Origin of the sequence: Frigoribacterium sp. Leaf44 (assembly GCF_001421865.1) — a bacterium.
GTDB lineage: Bacteria > Actinomycetota > Actinomycetes > Actinomycetales > Microbacteriaceae > Frigoribacterium.
The window spans coordinates 1,215,227-1,236,537 of the sequence record NZ_LMLG01000001.1 but is presented as its reverse complement, the minus strand read 5'-3'; the positions used below and the strand labels follow the sequence as shown (position 1 = coordinate 1,236,537).

At 71.0% G+C, this 21,311-nt stretch carries 20 protein-coding genes and 1 tRNA gene; 6 read left to right on the top strand and 15 right to left on the bottom strand.

Features of this window, described 5'->3' with window-relative positions; genetic code table 11:
• Window positions 1-65 precede the first annotated feature (65 nt).
• The 8 genes from ASE87_RS05665 to ASE87_RS05630 form a co-directional block, all read right to left on the bottom strand.
• Window positions 66-2,561, bottom strand: a complete 2,496-nt coding sequence (locus ASE87_RS05665) for an RNA helicase (protein ID WP_043594953.1) — start codon at window positions 2,559-2,561, stop codon at window positions 66-68.
• 4 nt (window positions 2,562-2,565) lie between these two features.
• Window positions 2,566-3,321: a twin-arginine translocase subunit TatC gene (gene tatC / locus ASE87_RS05660; RefSeq protein WP_043595076.1), complete on the bottom strand. Its 756-nt coding sequence runs from the start codon at window positions 3,319-3,321 to the stop codon at window positions 2,566-2,568.
• 78 nt (window positions 3,322-3,399) lie between these two features.
• A complete protein-coding gene (tatA, locus tag ASE87_RS05655) occupies window positions 3,400-3,693 on the bottom strand; it encodes a twin-arginine translocase TatA/TatE family subunit (RefSeq protein WP_056226565.1) in 294 nt (97 codons plus the stop codon).
• 103 nt (window positions 3,694-3,796) lie between these two features.
• The gene (locus tag ASE87_RS05650) at window positions 3,797-4,789 is read right to left on the bottom strand and encodes a YafY family protein (RefSeq protein WP_056226563.1); all 993 of its coding nucleotides are present in this window, start codon (window positions 4,787-4,789) and stop codon (window positions 3,797-3,799) included.
• A complete protein-coding gene (locus tag ASE87_RS05645; RefSeq protein ID WP_056226562.1) occupies window positions 4,782-5,801 on the bottom strand; it encodes a YafY family protein in 1,020 nt (339 codons plus the stop codon). Before ASE87_RS05645 ends, ASE87_RS05650 begins: the two co-directional genes overlap by 8 nt.
• Window positions 5,802-5,825: 24 nt before the next feature.
• Window positions 5,826-6,755, bottom strand: coding sequence for a hypothetical protein (locus tag ASE87_RS05640; protein ID WP_043594957.1), 930 nt, complete (start codon window positions 6,753-6,755; stop codon window positions 5,826-5,828).
• 105 nt (window positions 6,756-6,860) lie between these two features.
• Window positions 6,861-7,898: a tRNA (adenine-N1)-methyltransferase gene (locus ASE87_RS05635; protein ID WP_043594958.1), complete on the bottom strand. Its 1,038-nt coding sequence runs from the start codon at window positions 7,896-7,898 to the stop codon at window positions 6,861-6,863.
• A 67-nt stretch (window positions 7,899-7,965) separates the two neighbouring features.
• Window positions 7,966-8,658, bottom strand: coding sequence for an HAD family phosphatase (locus tag ASE87_RS05630; protein WP_235472199.1), 693 nt, complete (start codon window positions 8,656-8,658; stop codon window positions 7,966-7,968).
• Between the two features lie 121 nt (window positions 8,659-8,779).
• Between ASE87_RS05630 and ASE87_RS05625 the strand changes: the two genes are divergently transcribed.
• Window positions 8,780-9,691: a proteasome assembly chaperone family protein gene (locus ASE87_RS05625; protein ID WP_056226558.1), complete on the top strand. Its 912-nt coding sequence runs from the start codon at window positions 8,780-8,782 to the stop codon at window positions 9,689-9,691.
• Between the two features lie 57 nt (window positions 9,692-9,748).
• On the opposite strand, the gene ASE87_RS05620 is transcribed toward ASE87_RS05625, so the two are convergent.
• The 5 genes from ASE87_RS05620 to ASE87_RS05600 all read right to left on the bottom strand — a co-directional run bounded on the left by ASE87_RS05620 (window position 9,749) and on the right by ASE87_RS05600 (window position 15,374).
• Entirely contained in the window at window positions 9,749-10,444 is a 696-nt protein-coding gene (locus ASE87_RS05620) for a response regulator transcription factor (RefSeq protein WP_056226556.1), read from the bottom strand.
• Complete coding sequence (locus ASE87_RS05615; protein WP_162235864.1) at window positions 10,441-11,784, bottom strand: sensor histidine kinase; 1,344 nt, start codon at window positions 11,782-11,784, stop codon at window positions 10,441-10,443. Before ASE87_RS05615 ends, ASE87_RS05620 begins: the two co-directional genes overlap by 4 nt.
• A gap of 131 nt (window positions 11,785-11,915) precedes the next feature.
• Window positions 11,916-13,178, bottom strand: a complete 1,263-nt coding sequence (gene mshC / locus ASE87_RS05610; RefSeq protein ID WP_056226552.1) for a cysteine--1-D-myo-inosityl 2-amino-2-deoxy-alpha-D-glucopyranoside ligase — start codon at window positions 13,176-13,178, stop codon at window positions 11,916-11,918.
• Window positions 13,175-14,017 carry an undecaprenyl-diphosphate phosphatase gene (locus ASE87_RS05605; RefSeq protein WP_056045103.1) on the bottom strand — a complete coding sequence of 281 codons (843 nt, stop codon included), beginning with the start codon at window positions 14,015-14,017 and terminating at the stop codon, window positions 13,175-13,177. The genes mshC and ASE87_RS05605 overlap by 4 nt, the downstream gene beginning before the upstream one ends.
• Window positions 14,018-14,045: 28 nt before the next feature.
• A complete protein-coding gene (locus tag ASE87_RS05600) occupies window positions 14,046-15,374 on the bottom strand; it encodes a M20/M25/M40 family metallo-hydrolase (RefSeq protein WP_056226550.1) in 1,329 nt (442 codons plus the stop codon).
• Window positions 15,375-15,483: 109 nt separating this feature from the next.
• On the opposite strand from ASE87_RS05600, the gene ASE87_RS05595 reads away from it, so the two are divergent.
• Window positions 15,484-15,568: transfer RNA gene (locus tag ASE87_RS05595), tRNA-Leu, on the top strand.
• Between the two features lie 129 nt (window positions 15,569-15,697).
• Here the strand turns inward: ASE87_RS05595 and ASE87_RS05590 are convergent.
• A complete protein-coding gene (locus ASE87_RS05590) occupies window positions 15,698-16,648 on the bottom strand; it encodes a ferritin-like domain-containing protein (RefSeq protein ID WP_043594964.1) in 951 nt (316 codons plus the stop codon).
• 177 nt (window positions 16,649-16,825) lie between these two features.
• On the opposite strand from ASE87_RS05590, the gene ASE87_RS05585 reads away from it, so the two are divergent.
• The 4 genes from ASE87_RS05585 to ASE87_RS05570 all read left to right on the top strand — a co-directional run bounded on the left by ASE87_RS05585 (window position 16,826) and on the right by ASE87_RS05570 (window position 20,623).
• The gene (locus tag ASE87_RS05585) at window positions 16,826-17,755 is read left to right on the top strand and encodes an alpha/beta hydrolase fold domain-containing protein (protein ID WP_056226548.1); all 930 of its coding nucleotides are present in this window, start codon (window positions 16,826-16,828) and stop codon (window positions 17,753-17,755) included.
• Window positions 17,756-17,809: 54 nt separating this feature from the next.
• Window positions 17,810-18,787, top strand: a complete 978-nt coding sequence (locus tag ASE87_RS05580) for an aldo/keto reductase (RefSeq protein ID WP_056226546.1) — start codon at window positions 17,810-17,812, stop codon at window positions 18,785-18,787.
• A 97-nt stretch (window positions 18,788-18,884) separates the two neighbouring features.
• Window positions 18,885-19,172 carry a hypothetical protein gene (locus ASE87_RS05575; RefSeq protein ID WP_043594967.1) on the top strand — a complete coding sequence of 96 codons (288 nt, stop codon included), beginning with the start codon at window positions 18,885-18,887 and terminating at the stop codon, window positions 19,170-19,172.
• Window positions 19,173-19,291: 119 nt separating this feature from the next.
• Window positions 19,292-20,623, top strand: coding sequence for an NAD(P)/FAD-dependent oxidoreductase (locus ASE87_RS05570; protein ID WP_056226544.1), 1,332 nt, complete (start codon window positions 19,292-19,294; stop codon window positions 20,621-20,623).
• A gap of 90 nt (window positions 20,624-20,713) precedes the next feature.
• Here the strand turns inward: ASE87_RS05570 and ASE87_RS05565 are convergent, their stop codons facing one another.
• The gene (locus ASE87_RS05565; protein ID WP_056226542.1) at window positions 20,714-21,286 is read right to left on the bottom strand and encodes a TetR/AcrR family transcriptional regulator; all 573 of its coding nucleotides are present in this window, start codon (window positions 21,284-21,286) and stop codon (window positions 20,714-20,716) included.
• Window positions 21,287-21,311: the final 25 nt, after the last annotated feature.

Below are 21,311 nucleotides of genomic sequence, written 5' to 3'. Positions count from 1 at the left end.
CTAGGTGGCGGCGTCTGAGAGGCCGGTCGTCGCCGGTCGTCCTTGGCCTCTGCAGACAGAGCGGCTCAGGGGCCGACCGCGGTGTAGGCCACGATGCCGCGACGGACGGCGTCGAGAGCCTGTCGCGCCGTCGGACCGACCGGCAGGTCGCCCACGACCGACAGCTGGTCGAGCAGGTCGATCGTCTGTTTCGTCCAGCGTACGAAGTCGCCGGCGGCGAGGTCGGCGTCGTCGAGCACCGAGTCGAGTGCGGCACCTCGCGCCCAGCGGTGCATCGCCAGGGCGAGACCGGGAGCCGGGGGCTGGCTGCCGGGAAGACGGTGTTCGTGCTCGAGGTCGTCGAGTTCGGCCCAGAGCAACTGGGTGGCGTCGAGGGCCGCACGGAACTCGCCCCGGGGCAGGAACCGCTCCGAGAGCTGGCCCTCGTCCCGCCGGGGCTCGTACACGAGCGTCGCGGCCATGGCGGCCATCGACGGCACGTCGAGCATGTTCCACAGGCCGAGGCGCAGGCTCTCGGCCACGAGGAGGTCGCGATCACCGTAGATGCGGCGCAACGTGCGACCGGTCGGGGCGACGGTGACCTCGGCGTCCCGGGCGACGCGACCCGCGCCTCCGGCGTTCGTGCCCGTCGGGACGAGGTAGCCGCGGTCGAGCAGCACGTCGGTGACGCGGTCGAAGACCTTGGCGACGGCACCGGTCCGGCTGCGGATCTGCGCCGACAGCTGATCGGTCTGCTTCTTGAGCTTGAACCAGCGCTCCGACCAGCGGGCGTGCTGCTCTCGCTCGGGGCAGGCGTGGCAGGGATGCTGCCGGACCTGCCGCCGGAGTTCGACGATGCGTCGCTGACGTTTGTCGCGTTCGGCCCGCGACTGCGATTCGGCACGAGCAGCCCCCTGCTTCTCGAGATCGCCCACCTCGCGACGCAACATCGTGTACTCGCCGAAGTCGCCCAGGTGGCAGGCCATCGATGCGGCGTAGCCGTCGAGCGACTGCTGCTGCGACCGCACCTTGCGTGCGAGGTCGACGACCGAACGGTCGGCCTGGAACTGGGCGAACGAGGTCTCGAGCACCTCGCGGGTGCGGGATCGACCGAACTGCTCGATGAGGTTGACGGCCATGTTGTACGTGGGCCGGAAGCTGCTGTTCATCGGGTAGGTGCGCCGCGAAGCGAGCGAGGCGACGGCCTGCGGATCGAGGCCCTGCTGCCACTGGATCAGCGAATGGCCCTCGACGTCGATGCCGCGACGACCGGCGCGACCGGTCAGCTGGGTGTACTCCCCGGGGGTGATGGGCACCCTGGCTTCGCCGTTGAACTTCTCGAGCTTCTCGAGCACGACGGTACGGGCCGGCATGTTGATGCCCAGTGCGAGCGTCTCGGTCGCGAACACGACCTTGACGAGCTTCTTCTGGAACAGCTCTTCGACGACCTCTTTGAACGCGGGCAACAGGCCGGCGTGGTGGGCTGCCACGCCCCGCTCGAGCCCGTCGAGCCACCGCCAGTAGCCGAGCACCGCGAGGTCCTCGTCGCGCAGGGTACGGCAGCGGGCCTCGACGATCTCGCGGATCTCTCGACGCTGGTCGGCGGTCGTCAGGCGGATGCCCGACCTCAGCACCTGGGACACGGCCTGGTCGCAGCCCACCCGACTGAAGACGAAGAAGATGGCGGGCAGCAGGTTCTGGTCGTCGAGCATCTCGACGATCTTCCAGCGGTCGAGGCGTCCGGGGCCGCCCTGCGTGGGCGGGACGACGTGACCCCGGGGGCCCGTCCGTCCGGCGGAATGGGAGTCACGCCGTCCGCCGCTGCGACCGCCACGCCGCCCGAGCGAGGTGGCCCGGAGAAGTTCGGGGTTCACCCGGTTCGTCGCCGCCTGCCCCGAGGAGTCGAACAGGTCGAGGAACTTGCCCCCGACGAGGACGTGCTGGTCGAGCGGCACGGGACGGTCCTCGGAGACGATGACCTCGGTGCTGCCGCGGACCGTCTGCAACCAGTCACCGAACTCTTCGGCGTTGGACACCGTCGCGCTGAGCGAGATGAGCCGGACGTCGAGGGGCAGGTGGATGATGACCTCTTCCCACACGGCACCACGGAACCGGTCGGCGAGGAAGTGGACCTCGTCGAGGACGACGTAGCGCAGGTCGGTCAACATCTCGGAACCGGCGTAGATCATGTTGCGGAGGACCTCGGTCGTCATCACGACGATGCGCGCCCGGGAGTTCACGTTCGTGTCGCCCGTCAGCAGACCGACCTCGGACGCGCCGTACTCGGCCACCAGCTCTTGGAACTTCTGGTTGCTCAGAGCCTTCATCGGGGCGGTGTAGAAGACCTTGGCCCGAGGGTCCTGCATGGCGAGATGGATGGCGTACTCCGCCACCAAGGTCTTGCCAGCGCCCGTGGGTGCGGCGACGAGGACGCTGTCGCCTTCTTCGAGGGCGGCGCAGGCGGCGATCTGGAACGGGTCGAGGGTGAAGCCCAAGCGGGACCGGAATGCCTGGAGCTTGGGGGTCTTCACGCGTGTCTTCGCCGCGGCGAAGCGCTCGGCCGGGCTGAGGTCGGGGCTCACCGGGTCAACCCGCTGCCAGCTCGGCGTCGAGGGCCGCGGCGCGCTTCGCGACCCGACGATCGTGCAACCAGGCCACCCCTGCTGCGAGGAAGAACAGGATGATCATCGGGATGGCCAGCAGGAACATCGAGAAGATGTCGGCGGACGGCGTCGCGATGGCGGTGAACAGGACGATGACGAGGATGGCGACGCGCCACCCCTTGACGATCGCGGCGGCCGAGACGACTCCGACGAAGTTCAACAGCACGAGGAACACCGGCATGACGAAGGCGATGCCCACGGCGAGGACCAGCTTGAGGACGAAGTCGTAGTAGACCTTCGACTCGATGATGGTGGCGTCCTGCGTGTCGACGAAGCCGGTCATGACCTCGACGATGTGGGGCAGGACGTACCAACCCGCCAAGCAGCCGCCCAGGAAGAGAGGGATGGCGGTGCCGATGAAGCCGACCGCGTAGAGCTTCTCTTTGCGCACGAGAGCCGGGACGATGAAGGCCCACACCTGGTAGAGCCACACGGGGCTCGAGATGACGACGCCGACGGTGACCGCGATCTGCAGCTTGAGGTCGAACGCGCCGGTGATGTTCGAGTAGTTGAGGGTGGTCTCACCCGTGCGCGCTGCGGCGATGGCCTCGACCGGCGACCTCAGGGCGTCGAGGACGAATGGCGCGAGGAACCAACCGGCGACAGCGGCCAGGATGAGGGCCAGGGCGGAGATGAAGAGGCGCTTGCGCAACTCGAGTAGGTGCTGGCCGAGCGACATCTTGCCGTCGCGGCCGCGGCTGCGGCCGGTGCCCCTCCCCTGGGTGCTGTCGCCACGAGTCGTCGTCGTGGCCACGCGTCAGGACTTCGGCGGGACGTCGCGATTCGGCGACGGGTAGCCGTCGTCGGACCGACGAGCGGTCGACCCGTCGCTGTACCGGGCGGATGCGTCGTCGGAGCGACGGACCGGACGGTCGTCGAAGTCGTCGTCGACTGCCGACTCTTTCTTGTCGCTGTTGACCTCGTTCTTGAAGATGCGCATCGACTGCGCGATGCTCTTCGCGAGGGCGGGGAGCTTCGGCGCACCGAAGAGGAGCAGGACGATCGCCAGGATGATGATCAGGTGCCAGCCTGAGAGTGCGTTTCCGAACATGATGGGGTCTCCTTGCGGGGCAGGGTGACGATCAGTCTATCGTGCGGTGTCACCCGCGACGGGCGCGGCGCAGACGATCCACAGCGCGGGTGGGGCGGAGAGCCTAGGAGGCGCGGGGTGGCTCGGCGTCGTACCGCTCGATCGCCCGACGGGCCCAGTCGGCCACCGCCGAGCGCGCCGACTCGGGCGCGACGACCTCCGGGCGACCCGGCAGTCCGGCCACGAGTCGACAGAGCGTGCCGAGACGGTTGACGCGCAGTCGGAGTCGGACGCGGTCGTCCTCGAGGGGCTCGGGTTCGTCGGGGCCGTAGTCGGCGAGGAGCGGTGCCGCGGCCGCGTCGAGGTCGAGCACCACGACGAGGTCGTCCGGAGACCCCTCGAAGAGCGTCTCGGGCAGAGCGACGTCGTCGGCCCGATGAGCGATGGGAGTCGAGGTCAGTGCCGGTGCGGCGATCCGGTCGAGTCGGAACGTGCGGGGGGCTTCGCGCAGGTGGTCCCAGGCCCTGAGGTACCAATCGGCGTCGACCGACTCGACCCGCAGCGGGTCGACCCGGCGGCGTTCGGCGACCCCACGGGTACCGCGATAGTCGAACTCGAGCTGGACGCCGGTTTCGACCGCCCGTCCGACGAGCCCCAGCACCTCGTTCGTCTCGGACTGGTCGATGGCGACCTGGCTCGGTTCGCTGGAGGCCCCTCGGGAGAGCTTGCTCATCAGGGTGGCGATGGCCGCGCGATCGGCGTTCTCGGGCAGCGAGGACAGGTATTGCAGCCCGGCGATGAGAGCGGCGGCCTCGCGAGCGGAGAACCGTGGCGAGTCGTCGATGGCGACGAGGTTGGTCAGCACGATGACGTCGTTCTGTTCGAAATCGTCCCAGGCGATGTCGAAGAGGTCGCCGTGCTGGTATTGGGTGGTCTCGCCGGGGATGCCCGAGACGGCGATCAGTTCGACCGCACGGCGGATCTCGGCCACGCTCACGCCGAAGTGCGCGGCGGCCTCGGCGACGCTGACGCGTTCGTGGTCCATGAGCCAGGGGACCAGCGAGAGCAGGAAGGCCAGCTTGTCCGCGGCGTGGAGAGAACCTCGGGATTCAGCCACGAACGCCTCCGTCGACGGCGTCCGTGTGGGTGTCGAGCACGCTCGCGAGGCGGTGCCGCACGAGGGTGCGCAGGCTCTCGGGCTCGACGACCGTCACCTCGGGTCCGAAGGAGGCGAGCTCGTCGGCGAGGAGGTGTTCGTCCGTCCAATGGACCGTGAGGGTGACGGGATCGAGACGCGTGGTGCCGCGACGTTTGCCGAGCCGGGTCTCGGCGTCGGACGTCGGCTCGACCCGGAGGGTCGCGGTGCGGTCCCGCCAGACCTGCTCGAGGTCGGCCAGCGCGCGGTCGGCGGTGGCGTCGTCGGGGCGTGCGAACGGGGTGGACGTCAGCTGGACGGGACCGACCACCCTCGACAGCAGGAACGTCTTGAGCGTTCCCGTGCCCACCTCGACCGCGGACACCAGCCACCGACCGTGGTGCTGGACCAAGGCAGCCGGAGCGACCTCACGCCGTCGGGCGGCCTCGTCTCCGGGCTTGAGGTAGTCGAACCGGACGACGACGCCGCGGTCGAGCGCGGTGCGCAACGGCTCGAACGCGGCGTCGCGGGAACGGAGTCGAGGGGCGTACTCGAGCTCGGGGACACTCGCCGCGCCACCGAGTGAACGGAGCTTGAGGAGGGCCCGACGGGACTCGTGCGAGAGCGACCCCTCGCGCCAGACCATCGCCGCCAGGGTGAGGAGGGCGGTCTCTTCCGAGGAGAACGAGATGTCCTCGGGCAGCTCGTACGCCCCGCGCGGGATGCGGTAGCGCAAGGCCTGGTTGTTGCCCGCCGACGCAGGATCGTCGATCGTCTCGAGGGGGACGCCGAGTTCGCGGATGTCGTCCTTGTCTCGTTCGAACTGCCGCTCGAGCGCGGCGTTGTCGCCGGAGCGCGAGTACTTCTGGCGGTACCCCTGGACGGTCGACAGGACCTCGGTCTTGCTCAACCCGGAATCCGTCGCGAGCAGGGCCAGCACGAGGCTGAACAGGCGCTCTTCGACGGGGACGCGGGGGGTGCGGGCAGCGGGCACGGCGACCGGCTCAGCAGGGCCGCGTCATCGGATCGCCCCGAGAACGTCGAAGACGTAGACGTAGGCGGAGCCGCCGCTCTCGGCGGACGCGGGAAGCACGATCATGACCTGCGAACCGACCTGCTGCCCCACCAGGGCCGAGCGGATGTCGTCCGGGATCTGCTCGTCGCCGAGGTCGACCGGCGTGGCCGAGCCGCCGTTCGTCCAGGTCGAACCCGCGACGGTGGCCGGCTGGCTCCAGGTGACGGCCGTGAACTGCACCACGGCCGTGTCGTCGGCGGTCAACGTCGTGCCGTGGCCCTTACGGACGAGGTGCACGACCTCGTCGGTCGGAGCGTCGCCCGCCGGGATCGTGATGCCGGGTGCTCCGTCGGGGGCGGTGACGACGGCGGGCAGACCGTTCGCGCCGAGCTGGAGGGCACCGTCGGCCTTGGCGAGGAATGCGCGTTTGACGTCGACCACCGCGACGTAGGCCGCGTCGGGGTCGTCGTTCGGGGTCGTCGCGGCACCGTTGATCGATGCGGAGAGGTCGCTCGCCTTGACGGCGACGGCGACGCGCGAGCCCACCGTCGAGCACTCGAGCGCGTCGACCAGCGGGGCGAGCGTCTGGCCGCCGACGGTCAAGGGGACGTTCGTGGAGCCGTCGTAACCGCTGTCCTCGAGCTCCTGCCCCGTGGAGCCGTCGAAGAGGGTGTAGTCGATGACGACCGGGGTGCCGTCGACGAGTCGCTGGCCGTCGCCCTGGATGAGCGTCGACACCTCGGTCTTCTTGGTCACGATGGGGGTCGGCACGTCGACGTCGGGCTTCGTGCCGAAGTCACCGGTCGCCGTGACGACCGAGGCGGCGTCGCCCGTGGCAGGGCAGCCGGTCGAGCCGGGGCCGGCCGTGGTCGAGCAGGCCGTCATCGAGGCGAGCAGGCCGACCGTCACGACGAGGGCGGGGATGGTGCGCACGGGGACTCATTTCGTGGAGGCGACCGGGGGTCGAGTGGGGCTTCCGGTCGGGTCGTTCGGATGCGGGGACAGCTTAGCGGGGGCGATCAAGGCCCTCGATGACGCTCAGGCCGGCGCGGAACCGGTCGAGGGGCCGTCGGTGGCGCCGCCGTCGACGGCTCCGGTCGCCGCGATGGCGGCCTCGGCTGCCGACCGCGCCTGGCGGGCGGTCTTGCGCAGCTTCTTGTCGCTCGCGGACCGGTCGCCGAGGGCCCCGGGGGTCCAGGCGTCGACGTCGGCGTCGCTGTAGTCGGACTTCGAGGGGCGCCGCTTGAGCTGCGGAAGCACCGCGCCGGGGGCGAGGCGGCGTGCGGTGAGGAGGAATCCTGTGTGCCCGATCATGCGATGGTCGGGGCGAACGGCGAGGCCTTCGACGTGCCAGCCGCGGACGAGGGTCTCGGACGCGTCGGGTTCGGTGAAGGACCCCGAGGCGCGCAGGGCCTCGGCGGTCCGCGAGAGCTGGGTGGCCGTGGCGACGTAGCAGATCACCAGGCCGCCCGGCTTGAGCGCGTCGGCCGTGACGTCGACGTTCTCCCACGGAGCGAGCATGTCGAGGACGACCCGGTCGACCGTCCCGTCGGGCATCGCCGCCGGGAGTTCGTCGGCCAGGTCGCCGACCGTGACCGACCAGTTCTCGGGCTCGGCGCCGAAGAAGCTCGCGACGTTGCCCTCGGCCACGTCGGCGAACTCCTGACGGCGCTCGAAGGACGCCAGGCGTCCCTCGGGGCCGACGGCACGCAGCAACCAGAGTGACAGCGCGCCCGAACCCACGCCCGCCTCGACGACGGTCGCGCCGGGGAAGATGTCGGCGAACGCCACGATCTGTGCGGCGTCCTTCGGGTAGACGATGGCGGCGCCCCGGGGCATGGACATCACGAAATCGCTCAACAAGGGACGGAGCGCGAGGTACTCGTCGCCGGTCGTGCTCGGGACGACCGACCCGTCGGGCAGACCGACGACGTCGTCGTGCGCGATCATGCCGCGGTGCGTGTGGAACACGGCACCGTGCGTCAGCACGATGGTGTTCATCTTGCCCTTGGGGCCCGTGAGCTGGACCTTGTCGCCTTCGACGAAAGGGCCGGACTGGCGGCGGAACGCGGTCATGCGGGGGTGCTGCTTTCGATCGGGTCGCACCCCGAGGGGTGCAGGAGGCGCGGCGTACGCACCGGGGTCAGGAGTCGAAGATCGCCTGGTCGCGGACGGCGCGCCCGGCACGGTGCAGCTCACGGAGGTCGCCGACCGTCGTCCCGACGAGCGTGTCGCGTCGGATGTAGGGGCCGTCGTCGGCGAGCGGCGCGTGGTGCTCGACGCCGATCGCGACGGTGCCGGCGGCCACGGCCGAGGCGAGGCCGGGCGTGCTGTCCTCGATGGCGATGCAGTCGGCGGGGTCGACGCCCAGCAGTGCGGCGCCACGGAGGTAGGCCTCGGGGTGCGGCTTGGCGTGCTCGACGTCGTCGCCGGCGACGATCGCGTCGAAGGCCTCGAACTCGATGGCGTCGACCATGAACTGGGCCATGCGCCGGATCGACATCGTGACCAGGGCGGTCGGGACTCCCTCACGGCGGAGCTCGGCGAGGAGCTCTTTCGCGCCGGGACGCCAGGGGATCTCGAGCGCGGCACGCTCGAGGACCGCGGTGGTCAGGCGGTCGATGATCTCGTCCTCGGACAGGTCGACGCCGTGGGACTGCAGGACGCGGGCGGACTGCCACAGGCCGCTGCCGATCATGGCGTCGCCGTCCTCGCGGCTCCAGGTGCCGCCGAAGGACTCGACCAGTTCGACCTGGCAGAGGAACCAGTACGGCTCGGTGTCGACGAGGGTTCCGTCCATGTCCCACAGGACGGCGGCAGGCAGGGTTTCGGTCACGGCGCACGAGTCTACCGGGCGTGACCGGCGTGGCCTCCCGGCCCGCGCCTCCTGATGGCGGTCACGGACTATCGTGGAGGGTCAAGCGCCGGACGCCCTTCCGGCACGGTGAGGACTCAGGTTGACGAACACGTCGGATTTCGCTGCGGGACGCCTGCTGGTGGTGGCCTTCGAGGGCTGGAACGACGCCGGCGAGGCCGCCAGCGGCGTCGCGCGCAGCCTGGTCGAGACGCTCTCGCTCGAACCGGTGGCCGAACTCGACGGCGAGCGGTACATCGACTACCAGTTCAACCGTCCGCAGGTGGGGCTCGACGACGACGGGGTGCGCACCCTCGTGTGGCCCCGCATCCAGCTGCACGCGGCCGCCGACGCCGTGACGGTCCTCCCCCGCGTCCCGGCGTCGCCGGCCACCGAAGTGCTCGTGCTGCTCGGCGCCGAACCGTCGCGCAGCTGGCGGGGCTTCGCCGCCGAGATCGTCGACCTGATCGACGTGCACGACGTCACGGGCGTGGTGTTCCTCGGGGCCATGCTCGCCGACGTCCCCCACACGCGCCCCATCTCGGTCTTCGTCAGCAGCGAGAACGAGGCCGTCCGCGACGAGTACTCCCTCGAACGCAGCACCTACGAGGGACCGGTGGGCATCCTGTCGGTCCTCGCCGACGCCGTCGAGGCCGCCGGCGTGCCGACCCTGTCGATCTGGGCCTCGGTGCCGCACTACGTCCACAACGCCCCGTCGCCCAAGGCGACGCTCGCCCTCATCGAGAAGCTCGACGAGCTCTCGGGCGTGGCGATCCCCCGAGGCGAGCTCGACGCGGAGTCGACGGCCTGGGAATCCGGCATCGACGCCCTCGCGGCCGACGACGAGGACATGGCCGGCTACATCGAACAGCTCGAGCAGGCCCGCGACACGGTGGACAGTCCCGAGGCCAGCGGGGAGGCCATCGCGCAGGAGTTCGAACGGTACCTCCGGCGGCGCGACGGCAAGGGCGGGGACGGCCGACCGGACGACCCGAGGTATCCCCCGGTCCCCTGAGCCACCCTGCCGTGGCCCCGTCGGACGGGGTCCGGCGTCCTGGCTCGACGACCCGGCTCAGGTGGTGGGTTCGCCCGGGACGGCCACGCCGTTCTCGTAGGCGAACACCACGGCCGCCGTCCGGTCACGGAGGCCGAGCTTGCCGAGCACGTTCGAGACGTGCGTCTTGACCGTCGCCTCGCCGAGGAACAACCGTCGGGCGATCTCGGCGTTCGAGGCCCCGGATGCCAGCCGGTCGAGGACCTCGCGTTCGCGTTCGGTGAGCGTCGCCAGGGCCGGACTGGGGACGACGACCCGCGCCGTCGCCGGGTCGCCCACGGCGCGTTCGACGACGGCACGGGTGAGCTGGGGCGAGAGCAGGGCGTCCCCGCGGTGCACGACGGCGATCGCCTCGATGAGGTCCTCGGGCGTGGCCGTCTTGAGCAGGAAGCCGCTCGCCCCCGCCTGGAGGGCCCGGAAGACGTAGTCGTCCCGGCCGAAGGTCGTCAGGACGAGGACCGCCGGGCCGCCCTCGGGAGACTGCGCGAGGATGCGGCGCGTGGCCTCGAGCCCGTCGAGGACGGGCATCTCGATGTCCATCACGACGACGTCGGGGCGGAGTCGCCGGACGAGGTCGACGGCCTCGAGCCCGTCGCAGGCCTCACCCACGACGCGGACGTCGGGCGCGGTGTCGAGGATGATGCGGAAACCCGTGCGGACGAGATCCTGGTCGTCGACGAGCAGGACGGTGACGGGATCGGTCGTGTCGGTCATGGTCTCTCGGAGGGGTCGGTGGCGACGTGGTCGCGGGGGCGGGCGTCGGCGCAGGCGCCCACGGGCAGGACGGCGTGCACCCGGTAGCCCCCGCGCGGTCGGGGGCCGAGGTGCAACTCGCCCCCGTGGAGGTCGACCCGTTCGCGCATGCCCCGCTGGCCCAGTCCGGCGCCGGACGTGGCCGTGCCCTGCGGCGGGGTCGCCCCGGGGTAGGGCGTGGGGCCGGGACGGCCGTCGTCGACGACCTCGACCTCGACGGTGCGGTCGCCGTAGCGCAGGTGCACCTCGGCGAGCGAGGCGTTGCCGTGCTTGAGGGTGTTGGTGAGCGCCTCTTGGGTGATGCGGTAAAGGGTGACGCCGATGCTCTCGGGGACGTCGCGGGCGTCACCGTGCACCGAGAACCGGACCTCGAGACCGAGGGCGCGCGTGTCGGCCATGAGTTCGGGCAGGGCACCGAGGCCCGAGGGGGCGGACCCGGTCTCGCCGTCGCGCGACCGCAGCACGGACAACAGGCGGTCGAGCTCGTCGATGGTCGTGCGCGCCGTGCCCTCGACGGCCGAGAGGGCGCCTCGTGCGATCTCGGGCCGGTCGAGGGTCCGTCGGGCCGCGCCGGCCTGGATGCCGATGACCGCGACGTGGTGGGCGACCACGTCGTGCAACTCGCGGGCGAGGCGCGTGCGCTCCTCGTTGATGGCCCGGTCGGCGACGAGCTCGTGCGCCGCCCGCAGTTCGACCCCCGTGCGTTCGAGGGCGTGCAGCCTGGTGGCCGACACCCGGGCCGCTCGACCGAAGGCGATGGCCGTCACGAGGACGATGCCGTTCGAGACGAGCGTGTAGGCGATCGTGGCGAGGGTCACGGGGTCGGCGGCCTCGGCGTCGGACACGTAGACCGAGCGCAGCCACACCCCGAGCCAGACGAACATGACCGCGGTCACGACGACGCTGACGACGAGCGCGCGGGCGCGCCGGGCGGCCCAGGCGTTCGCGGTGAAGATGGCCACGAACTCGACGATCGACGGCGTCAGCGTGTCGGGATAGCCCCTCAGCTGGGCGGCCAGGAACACGCCCGACACGACGACGAGGACGGCCACGGGCCGTTGCCGGCGGAAGGCGAGCGGCGCACAGAGGCACACGAGCCACAGCACGCTCTCGACGATCGACGGCGAGCCCGCCCCGTCGGCGTCCGCGACGATGACGGCACTGAGCCAGAGCGTGGCGAGGCCGAGAACGGCGGTGAGAGCGGCGATCCAGAGGTCGACGCGCGTGTCGCGTCGGGTGAGTGGGCGGCGGGCGTCGCTCGACGTCGCGGCCGGAGCCGGGGCGTTGATCGACGTTTCCACGCCGACCATCGTAGGGCAGACGCTCGTGCTGAATGAGGAACACTCATGCATATGCATGGAGAACGGGGCAGACGACCCGTTTCTCGTGGGCCGTCCTGGGGCCTGTCGGCGTCTGCGTCCTCCCGGCGGGCTCAGGCGCGCAGGTCGATGCCCAACAACGCCTGGACGGCGTCGACGTCGACCTCGGACGGGGCGGTTCCCCGAGACACCACGGCGTCGACGGCGTCGAGGGCCGACGGCGTGTCGAGGTCGTCCGCGAGATAGGAGCGCAGGCCGACGACCAAGGGGGTGGGAGCCGTGACCGCCACCGCGCCTCCTTCGCTCGTGGCCGCCCAGGCGACCCAGCGGCCGAGGCGCTGCTCGGCGGCGGCGAGCTCGGCGTCGAACCACTCCCAGTCGGAGCGGTAGTGGTGCGCCAGGAGGGCGAGTCGGACCGCGCGCGGGTCGTGGCCCGCAGCGACGAGTTCGCTGACCTTGACGAGGTTGCCGAGCGACTTGCTCATCTTCTCGCCCTGGTAGCCGACCATCCCGGTGTGCGTGTGGTGGACGGCGTAGGGGCGGCCGGTGAGGGCCGTGCCGTGCGCCGTGCTCATCTCGTGATGCGGGAACACCAGGTCGCTGCCGCCCCCGTTGACGGTGATCGGGACGTCGAGGTGCTGCTGGGCGATCACCGTGCACTCGATGTGCCAGCCCGGACGGCCGGCCCCCAGCGTGGTCGGCCAGGACGGCTCGTCGTCGCGGGCCGCTCGCCAGAGCAGCGGATCGAGCGGGTCGCGCTTTCCGGGGCGGTCGGGGTCGCCACCGCGTTCGGCGAAGAACCGGGCCATCGTGTCGGCGTCGTAGCGGCTCTCGAGGCCCAGGTGCCAGTCGGTGTCGCGTTCGGCGGCCCGGACGTCGAAGTACAGGTCGTCGCCGGCGCTCGAGGCGTCGGTCGGCACGGGGTACGCGAGACCTCGGTCGAGGAGGTGCGCCACGGCGTCGGCGACGTCGGTCACCACCTCGGTCACGGCGACGTAGTGCGTCGGCGGCACGACGGCCAGGTGCTGCATGTCGCTGCGGAACAGGTCGGTCTGGCCGTCGGCGAGTTCGCGCCAGTCGACGCCGGTGGCCGTCGCCCGCTCGAGCAGCGGGTCGTCGACGTCGGTCGTGTTCTGGGCGTAGACCACCTCGACCCCGGCGTCGCGCCAGACGCGCAGCAGGGTGTCGAACGCCAGGTAGGTCGACGCGTGGCCCAGGTGGGTGGCGTCGTAGGGCGTGATGCCGCACACGTACAGGCCGGCCGACGAACCGTCGACCTCGGTCGGGTGCACCGTGCCGGTCGACGTGTCGTGGAGTGCCGGGAGGTCGCCGAGGCCGGGGAGGCGGGGGACGACGGGTTCGGACCAGGACCTCATGCGGCCACCACGCCCGTGCCGAGCAGGACGAGCAGGACGACGCCGAGCACGATGCGGTAGGCCACGAACGGGGCGAAGCTGCGGCGCGAGATGTAGTTCATGAAGAACGCGATGACGACGAAGCCGACGACGAAGGCGACGACCGTGGCGGCCAGGGTCTCGCCCAGCGAGTAGGGTCCGGGGTCGCTGAAGCTCTGTACGAGTTCGTAGAGACCGCTGCCGAAGACGGCCGGCACCGCCAGCAGGAACGAGAACCTCGCGGCGGCCGGCCGCGTGTAGCCGAGGGCGAGCGCCGTGGTCGTGGTGGCACCCGACCGCGAGACGCCGGGGAAGAGCGCCAGCACCTGGGCGACGCCGACGGCGATGCCGTGGCCGTAACGCATGTCCTCGAAGCGCTCGGTCTTCTTGCCGAGTCGGTCGGCCAGGCCGAGCAGCACGCCGAACACGATCAGGACGATCGCCACGATCCAGAGCGAGCGGAACACCGTGCGGATGTACTCCTGCGCGACGTACCCGACGAGCACGATCGGGACGGTGCCGATGATGACGAGCCAGCCCATGCGGACGTCGGGGTCGGTGCGCGGGATCTTTCCGGTCACGCCGGCGAACCAGCGCGAGACGATGCGGGTGATGTCGCGCCGGAAGTAGATGACGACCGCCAGTTCGGTGCCGAGCTGCGTGATGGCGGTGAAGGTGGCGCCAGGGTCGAACTCGGCCGCCGCTCCGGGATCGCTGAAGAACAGGCCGACGAGCCGCAGGTGGGCGCTCGACGAGACGGGGAGGAACTCCGTGAGGCCCTGGACGAGGCCGAGCAGGAGTGCCTGGAGGAGATGCTCCACGCGGGTGACCCTTCTGGTGCGGGGGTTGCTAGTACGTCGACAACAAGTCCCGCAGGACGCGACTGCCAAAGGATAGTGCGTCGAGCGGCACCCGTTCGTCGACGCCGTGGAACATGGCCGGGAAGTCCATGCCCTCGTCGAGCCGGAGCGGGGCGAAGCCGTAGCCGGCGATGCCGAGGAGGCTGAGGGCCTTGTTGTCGGTGCCGCCCGAGAGCAGGTACGGCAGGACGGGTGCCCCCGGGTCGTGGCGGTCGAGTGTGGCGGTGATCGCGTCGACCAGTGGGCCCGAGAAAGGCGTCTCGAGCCCGATGTCGGTGTGCATCGTCTCGATCTCGACGTCGTCGCCGATCAGCGCCTGTACCTCGGCGAGCACGGCCTGTTCCTGCCCCGGCATGCATCGGATGTCGACCAGGGCCTCGGCCGTGTCGGGCACGACGTTGTGCTTGTAGCCCGCCGTCAGCATCGTGGGGTTGGTCGTCGTCCGCAGCGACCCGCGGATGAAGCCCTTGGCCGTGCCGGTGCGCAGGACCAGTTCGTCGGGGGCGACCTCGTGCACGTCGACGTCGAGGATGCGGGCCACCTCGCCCAGGAGAGCGGTCGTCGTGTCGGTCAGCACGATCGGCCACTGCTGGCGGCCGAGGACGGCCACGGCCTCGGCCAGGCGCGTCACGGCGTTCGCCTCGATCATCTGGGAGCCGTGGCCAGCGGTGCCCCGTGCCCGGAGCTTGATCCAGATCAGGGCCTTCTCGCCCGTCTGCAGCAGGTACGAGCGGCGTCCGTCGATGAACGTCGAGTAACCGCCGACCTCGCTGATCGCCTCGGTGGCGCCGTCGAACAACCCGGGGTGCTCCTTGACGAGGAAGTGCGAGCCGAGGACTCCCCCGGCCTCCTCGTCGGCGAGGAACCCCAGCACCAGGTCGCGGGCCGGTCGTTCCCCCGCCCGCAGGATGTCGCCGACGGCCGTCAACATCATGGCGTCCATGTTCTTCATGTCGACGGCCCCGCGCCCCCAGAGCATGCCGTCCTGCACGACCCCGCCGAACGGATCGACCGACCAGTTCGCCGGGTCTGCCGGCACGACGTCGAGGTGGCCGTGCACCACCAGGCCGGGCTTCGCCGGCTCTGCTCCCTCGACCCGGGCGATCACGCTGACCCGGCCGGGTTCGGACTCGAACAGCTGCGGCTCGAGGCCGAGGTCGCGGAGGGCCGCCTCGACGTACTCGGCCGCGTCGGCTTCTCCGTTCGACCGCCCACCGCCGTAGTTCGACGTGTCGAACCGGATGAGGTCGCGGGCGATGCGGGCCGTCTCGTCGAGCTCGGGCTCGGTCGGGCCGGTGCTCGTGGGGGTCGTCGTCATGCGCCCCACGCTACCTGCCGCGCCCCTCACGCCGACGGACGTGGCGGTGGTCACGAGGGCCCTCCGAGCCGTGCTAATCTTTCGTGTCGGCTTCGGTCGGCACCATCCAGTCCGGGTGGCGGAAATGGCAGACGCGCTAGCTTGAGGTGCTAGTGCCCGTATAGGGCGTGGGGGTTCAAGTCCCCCCTCGGACACTCGAAACATCCTCTTCCGAGAGGCGTTTCACCAGATCTGTGTTGAGACAGAGGCTTGTTCGCAAGCGACGGAAGGCCCGCACACCCCGGTGTGCGGGCCTTCCTTGGTTCTCCGGCCTTCGTCGGTCGTCAGACCGCGCTGCCGGGGTTGCCGCTGGCGACGATCGAGCCGTTGATGCCCTGCGGGAAGAACCCGCCCTTGTCGATCTGGTTCGGCGTCAGGTACACGACGTTGAGCACGCGCTCGGCGGTCCGTCCGTAGACGATGGCGTTGGCGTCGGTCGGCACGAGGTTCTGGACGCCACCGAGGGTCAGGCCCTGGTCGTCGTCCGTCGACCCGTCGAGGGAGTCGCGGGCGTCCGAGATCTTCGTCGCGGGCACCTGCAGTCCCTTGGCGTTCAGCGTGGTGCGGATGATGCCCGCGTGGTAGGCCTCGACCGCGAGGATGCCGGCGGCCGCGCCGAGGTAGGTCTTGTTGTAGATCAGGGGTGCGGCCCCCTTGTAGGCGGTCACGCCGACGTCCTCGAAGATGAACGCCCCGAGCAGGAAGTTCTCCTCCGAGGCGAACGGGTCGAAGGTCTGGCCCGGCGTGATGACCCCTGCCGCGAGGGCCGCCGCCGTGAAGCTGCTCTGCAGGTCGATCGCCGGTCGCGACACCTTCGCGCCGCCGAGCGCCGACCGCAAGAAGGAGACGTGCGCCTTCTCGTCCGCCGCGATCTCCTGCGCGATGCGCTTGACGATCGTGGTCTTGAACGGCACGGGTGCGCCGCCGACGACGCCGCCCTGGGGGTCGATGCCCGTGATCTGGTCGGCGGGCAGCCCCGAGCCGGTGACGGCCCGGAGGTAGAACTCCGCCTCGAGGTACTCGAGGTTGAGTGCGAAGTTCAGGATCGTCGCATCACTGATCACCTCGTCGGAGGGCGAGACGGCGGCCGCGGACTGGGCGGGCAGCGTCGCGGCGACCGCGGCGAGCCCCGTGCCGAGGCCCGTGACGCCGGCGGCGGCGAGCAGCCGTCGTCGATCGATCGGGGTCTCGGCGCTCCGGGAGATGGCACTGCTGATGAAGCGTGTGTCGAACATCGTCGTTCCTTCGGGTGTGTTCGTGCAGCGAGGTGTGCCGTCGGTGCGCGCTCCCAGATGACGGCACCGGCGACGTCGGGGTCGGGTGACCCGTTCGGGGGACAAGCTAGCCCCCTCGCATCCCGTCCGGTAGCCCCCGCCGCCCCTGGTCGTCCCCGGCGCCCGTAGGGTCGGATCATGTCGCTCTCGATGGCCGCCACGCGGGCCCTGCTGCGCTTCCGCCCCCGCCTCCGCCCCCGCTCGACCGAGTCCGAGGACTCGCTCGTCCGCTCGGTCGCCCGTCAGGGCTCCGCCGCGCCGGTCACCCGAGGGGTGCACCGCGTCGCGACCGTCGAGGAGGCGCGGGTCGGTGGTGCGCGCGTCGTCACGCTCCGTCCGCGTCAGGCCCCGAGCGGCGTCCACGTGGTCTACCTGCACGGCGGTGCCTACGTGCACCCCGTCCTGGCCACGCACTGGAACCTGCTCGCGGGTCTCGTCCGCGCCTCCGGGGCCGTCGTCACCGTGCCCCTCTACGGGCTCGCCCCGGCCCACGACGTGGACGACGCGCTGCCTCTGCTGGACGCCGTCCTCGAGGACGTGCGCCGCGCCTCCCCGTCCCGGGTCGTCGTGGCCGGCGACTCGGCGGGCGGGGCGCTCGCCCTCGTCGCGGCGATGCGCGAACGCGACGCCGGCCGGCCCGTCCCCGACGCCGTCGTGCTCTTCTCGCCGTGGGTGGACGCCCTGCTCGACTCCCCCGCGATCGACGAGGTCGCACCGCTCGACCCGATGCTCGCCCGCGACGGTCTCGTCGCCGCGGGGCGGTGGTGGGCCGGGGACCGCGATCCGGCCGACCCCCTCGTCAGCCCGGTGCGGGGCGACCTCTCGGGTCTCCCACCCGTGTTCGCCTATGCCGGCGACCGCGACCTGCTCACGCCCGACGTGAAGCGGCTGGCCGCCGGTGTGAGCGCGGCGGGTGGACGCGTCGAGCTGCGGCTCTACCGCGGTGCCTTCCACGACTTCGTCGGCGCGCCCTGGACCCCGGAGGCGCGGCGGGCGCTCCGACACACCGCCTCGGTGATCCGCGGGGACGCGTCGACCGCGGGTCGGGCCGCACCGCCTCGCGCGTAGGGTCGCAGTCGGCGCGGCCACCGGTGCCCCGCCCCACGACGAGAGGGACCACACATGGAGTACGCACGACTGGGCACGAGCGGCCTGACCGTCTCGGCGGTGACCCTCGGCTGCATGAGCTACGGCGTGCCCGATCGCGGCACGCACGAGTGGAGCCTGCCCGAGGACGAGAGCCGCCCGTTCATCGCCCGGGCGCTCGAGCTCGGCATCACGACCTTCGACACGGCCGACGTCTACTCGGACGGCACCAGCGAGGAGATCGTCGGCCGGGCCCTGCGCGACTTCGCCACCCGCGAGGAGGTCGTCCTGGCGACCAAGGTGCACGGCCGCATGCGTCCCGGGCCCAACGGCGCCGGGCTCGGCCGGGGCCACGTGATGAGTGCGATCGACGACAGCCTGCGCCGGCTCGGAACCGACTACGTCGACCTGTACCAGATCCACCGCTTCGACCCGGAGGTGCCCGTGGAGGAGACGATGGAGGCGCTGCACGACGTCGTCAAGGCCGGCAAGGCCCGCTACATCGGGGCCTCGAGCATGTGGGCCTGGCAGTTCGCCACGATGCAGCACGCGGCCGACCTCGGCGGCTGGACGCGTTTCGTCTCGATGCAGGACCAGTACAGCCTGATCCAGCGCGAGGAAGAACGTGAGATGCACCCCTATTGCCTCGACCAGGGCGTCGGTGTGCTGCCGTGGTCTCCCCTGGCCCGCGGGAAGCTGACCCGCGACTGGGACGCCACCACGGTCCGGACCGAGACCGACAGCTTCGGTCAGACGCTCTACAAGCAGCGCGAGGACGGCGACCGGGCCGTCGCGCAGGCCGTCGCCGACGTCGCGGAGGCGCGGGGCGTCTCGCGCGCACAGGTCGCGCTGGCCTGGGTGCGGCAGCAGGACGCGGTCACCTCGCCGATCGTCGGGGCCACGAAGATGCAGCACCTCGACGACGCCGTGGCCTCGGTCGACCTGTGGCTCACGGACGACGAGCTGGACGCGCTCGAGTCGCCCTACGTGACCCGCGAGAACGAGGGGTTCTGACGCCGTCGCTCCGCTCGGTCGGCCGTGGCCGCGTCGGTCTAGGGTGAGCCGCACGGGCGGCGACGACGCCGACCGACCTCGACGAAGGGCAGCACCCATGGGCAGCGACGCCAACCACCACGAGCACGACCGGCCGAGCACCGGCGGACCCACCTCGGGCGAGGACGGCTCGTACGTCGACGACGACCTCGACGGCGGCGCCCGCACGCGTGGGCCGCACGACGGCGAGGCCGACGGCACCTACACCGAAGAAGCCGGCACGAGCGAGGGCGACGGGTCGTACGTCGACGCGCAGGTCCCGGACGAGCCGGCCGCCGACGGCGGACCCCACGACGGCGAACCGGACGGGTCGTTCACGCAGAGCGACCTCGACGGCGGCCGCTGACCGCACCGTCCGACGCGTGGCCGTGCCCGGCCCGGCTCTCAGGGGTGCCGGGCCGTTCGGCGTGTGGCGTTCCGGCAGGCGGCCCCGGGGGTACGGTCGTCTGAGGGAGGAACACATACATGACCAAGCGAATCGTAATTCTCGGCGGCGGTTCCGCCGGGCTCACCACTGCACTCGAACTGCAGAAGCGACACCCACCCCAGGCGGCGAGCATCACCCTCGTCGACCAGGCCCCGTACTTCACCTACCAGCCGTTCTTGCCCGAGGTCGCCGGTGGCCACATCGCGGCGCGCGACGTCACCGTGCCGCTGCGCAAGACGCTGAAGCGCACGAAGGTCGTCGAGGCGTCCGTCACCGGGCTCGACAGCGAGGCCAAGAAGGTCACCGTCACCAGCGCGGACGGCGAGTCGACCGACATCGCCTACGACCAGCTGGTCGTCGCCCTCGGCGCCGTCACCCGCACCTTCCCGACCCCGGGGCTCGCCGAGAACGGCGTCGGCTTCAAGAGCGTCGAAGAGGCGCAGTACGTCCGTGACCGCATCCTCGGCAACATCGCCGAGGCGGCCAGCGTCAAGGACCCGGCCGTCCGACGCAAGCTCCTGACCGTCGTCTTCGTCGGCGGCGGCTACACCGGCGTCGAGGCCCTCGCCGAGTTGTCCGACGCCGCGAACTCGGCCGTCGACACGTTCCCGAACCTGTCCCGCGACGAAATGCGCTTCGTGCTCGTCGAGGCCCTCGACCGCGTCGCTCCCGAGGTCGGCCCCGAGCTCTCGAAGTGGACACTCGGCCAGTTGCGCGGTCGCGGCATCGACATCCGCCTCAAGACGACGATGCCCTCGTGCGTCGACGGCGACGTCGTGCTGAGCGACGGCGAGACCATCCCCGCGGGCACGATCGTCTGGACGGCCGGCGTCAAGCCGAACCCCGTGCTGGGCGACATGGGCCTGCCCCTCGGCCCGAAGGGACACGTCAACGTCAGCGCGACGCTGCAGGTGCAGACCGAGGACGGCCAGAAGCTGGACGGCGTCTGGGCTCTCGGCGACGGGGCGCAGGTCCCCGACCTCCTCTCCGAGAAGCAGCCCGCCTACTACCCGCCGAACGCGCAGAACGCCGTGCGTCAGGCGGTCACCGTGGCCGACAACGTCATCGCCACCCTCTCGGGCGAGCCCGTCAAGGAGTACCGCCACGAGTCGCTCGGCACCGTGGCGAGCTACGGCATCGGCAAGGGTGCGGCCAGCATGTTCGGCCTGCAGCTCAAGAACGTGCCGGCCTGGATGGCCCACCGCGGCTACCACCTGTACGCGATGCCGACGCTCAACCGCAAGTTCCGCATCCTGTCCGGCTGGGTGACGAACTTCGTCGGTGGGCGCGACACGACTCCGCTGGTCGGCCTCGGCGACCCGCGTGCGGGCTTCCTCAAGGTCACGCCCAAGGTCGACGCGAAGAAGTAGACGCGAGCGACCGACAGAAGGAGGCGCGTCCCGGGTGACCGGGGCGCGCCTCCCTCGTCGTCGGTGCGGTCGAGCGGCCCGGCGCCCGGCTCAGGCGGTGGTGAGTCGCCGCACGGCCTCGCGTACGATCTCGCGCTGGAGGGCGGGGTCGAGGACGACACCCGGGTGCGCCTCGCCGAGACCGGGCAGGTTCTGCCAGGCGCAGGCGAGCGACATGACGAGGGCGAAGATGTCGTCGCTGCTCCAGGACACCGTCACGGCGGGGTCGCCGCGAAGACGGTCGAGCTGTGACAGGGCGGCGTCCTGGACCGAGCGCAGGGTGGGCACCGAGGCCTCCCAGTCGTGCTCGCCCTCGAGCCGGGCCCAGGCGAGGAGCCGGTTGTGGTCGGGGTGGGCCTGCATGTGGTCGAAGACGGCCAGGGCGAACTCCTCGACGCTCGCGGCGGGGCGGGACGCGGCGTCCCCCATGGTCTCGAACGTGCCGTTCAGGACGGTCGTGAAGAGCGATCGTTTGTCACCGAAGTTCGCGTAGAGACGCTCTTTGCTGCAGCCTGCCTCGGCGGCGATGCGGTCGACGCGCGCCCCGGCCAACCCGTGTCGCGAGAACTCCGCCGTCGCGGCCTCGAGGATGGCTCGACGGGTCTCGGCGGCATCGGTTCGCATCGGATCACCGTAGCCGACTTACGAA

Excerpts from the sequence above, each read along its gene's own strand:
- tatC (WP_043595076.1), bottom strand. The coding sequence starts at position 3,321 with ATGTCGCTCGGCCAGCACCTACTCGAGTTGCGCAAGCGCCTCTTCATC.
- tatA (WP_056226565.1), bottom strand. The coding sequence starts at position 3,693 with ATGTTCGGAAACGCACTCTCAGGCTGGCACCTGATCATCATCCTGGCG.
- ASE87_RS05635 (WP_043594958.1), bottom strand. The coding sequence starts at position 7,898 with ATGACCGCGTTCCGCCGCCAGTCCGGCCCTTTCGTCGAAGGCGACAAG.
- ASE87_RS05620 (WP_056226556.1), bottom strand. The coding sequence starts at position 10,444 with ATGACCGACACGACCGATCCCGTCACCGTCCTGCTCGTCGACGACCAG.
- mshC (WP_056226552.1), bottom strand. The coding sequence starts at position 13,178 with ATGAGGTCCTGGTCCGAACCCGTCGTCCCCCGCCTCCCCGGCCTCGGC.
- ASE87_RS05600 (WP_056226550.1), bottom strand. The coding sequence starts at position 15,374 with ATGACGACGACCCCCACGAGCACCGGCCCGACCGAGCCCGAGCTCGAC.
- ASE87_RS05590 (WP_043594964.1), bottom strand. The coding sequence starts at position 16,648 with ATGTTCGACACACGCTTCATCAGCAGTGCCATCTCCCGGAGCGCCGAG.
- ASE87_RS05585 (WP_056226548.1), top strand. The coding sequence starts at position 16,826 with ATGTCGCTCTCGATGGCCGCCACGCGGGCCCTGCTGCGCTTCCGCCCC.
- ASE87_RS05580 (WP_056226546.1), top strand. The coding sequence starts at position 17,810 with ATGGAGTACGCACGACTGGGCACGAGCGGCCTGACCGTCTCGGCGGTG.
- ASE87_RS05575 (WP_043594967.1), top strand. The coding sequence starts at position 18,885 with ATGGGCAGCGACGCCAACCACCACGAGCACGACCGGCCGAGCACCGGC.
- ASE87_RS05570 (WP_056226544.1), top strand. The coding sequence starts at position 19,292 with ATGACCAAGCGAATCGTAATTCTCGGCGGCGGTTCCGCCGGGCTCACC.
- ASE87_RS05565 (WP_056226542.1), bottom strand. The coding sequence starts at position 21,286 with ATGCGAACCGATGCCGCCGAGACCCGTCGAGCCATCCTCGAGGCCGCG.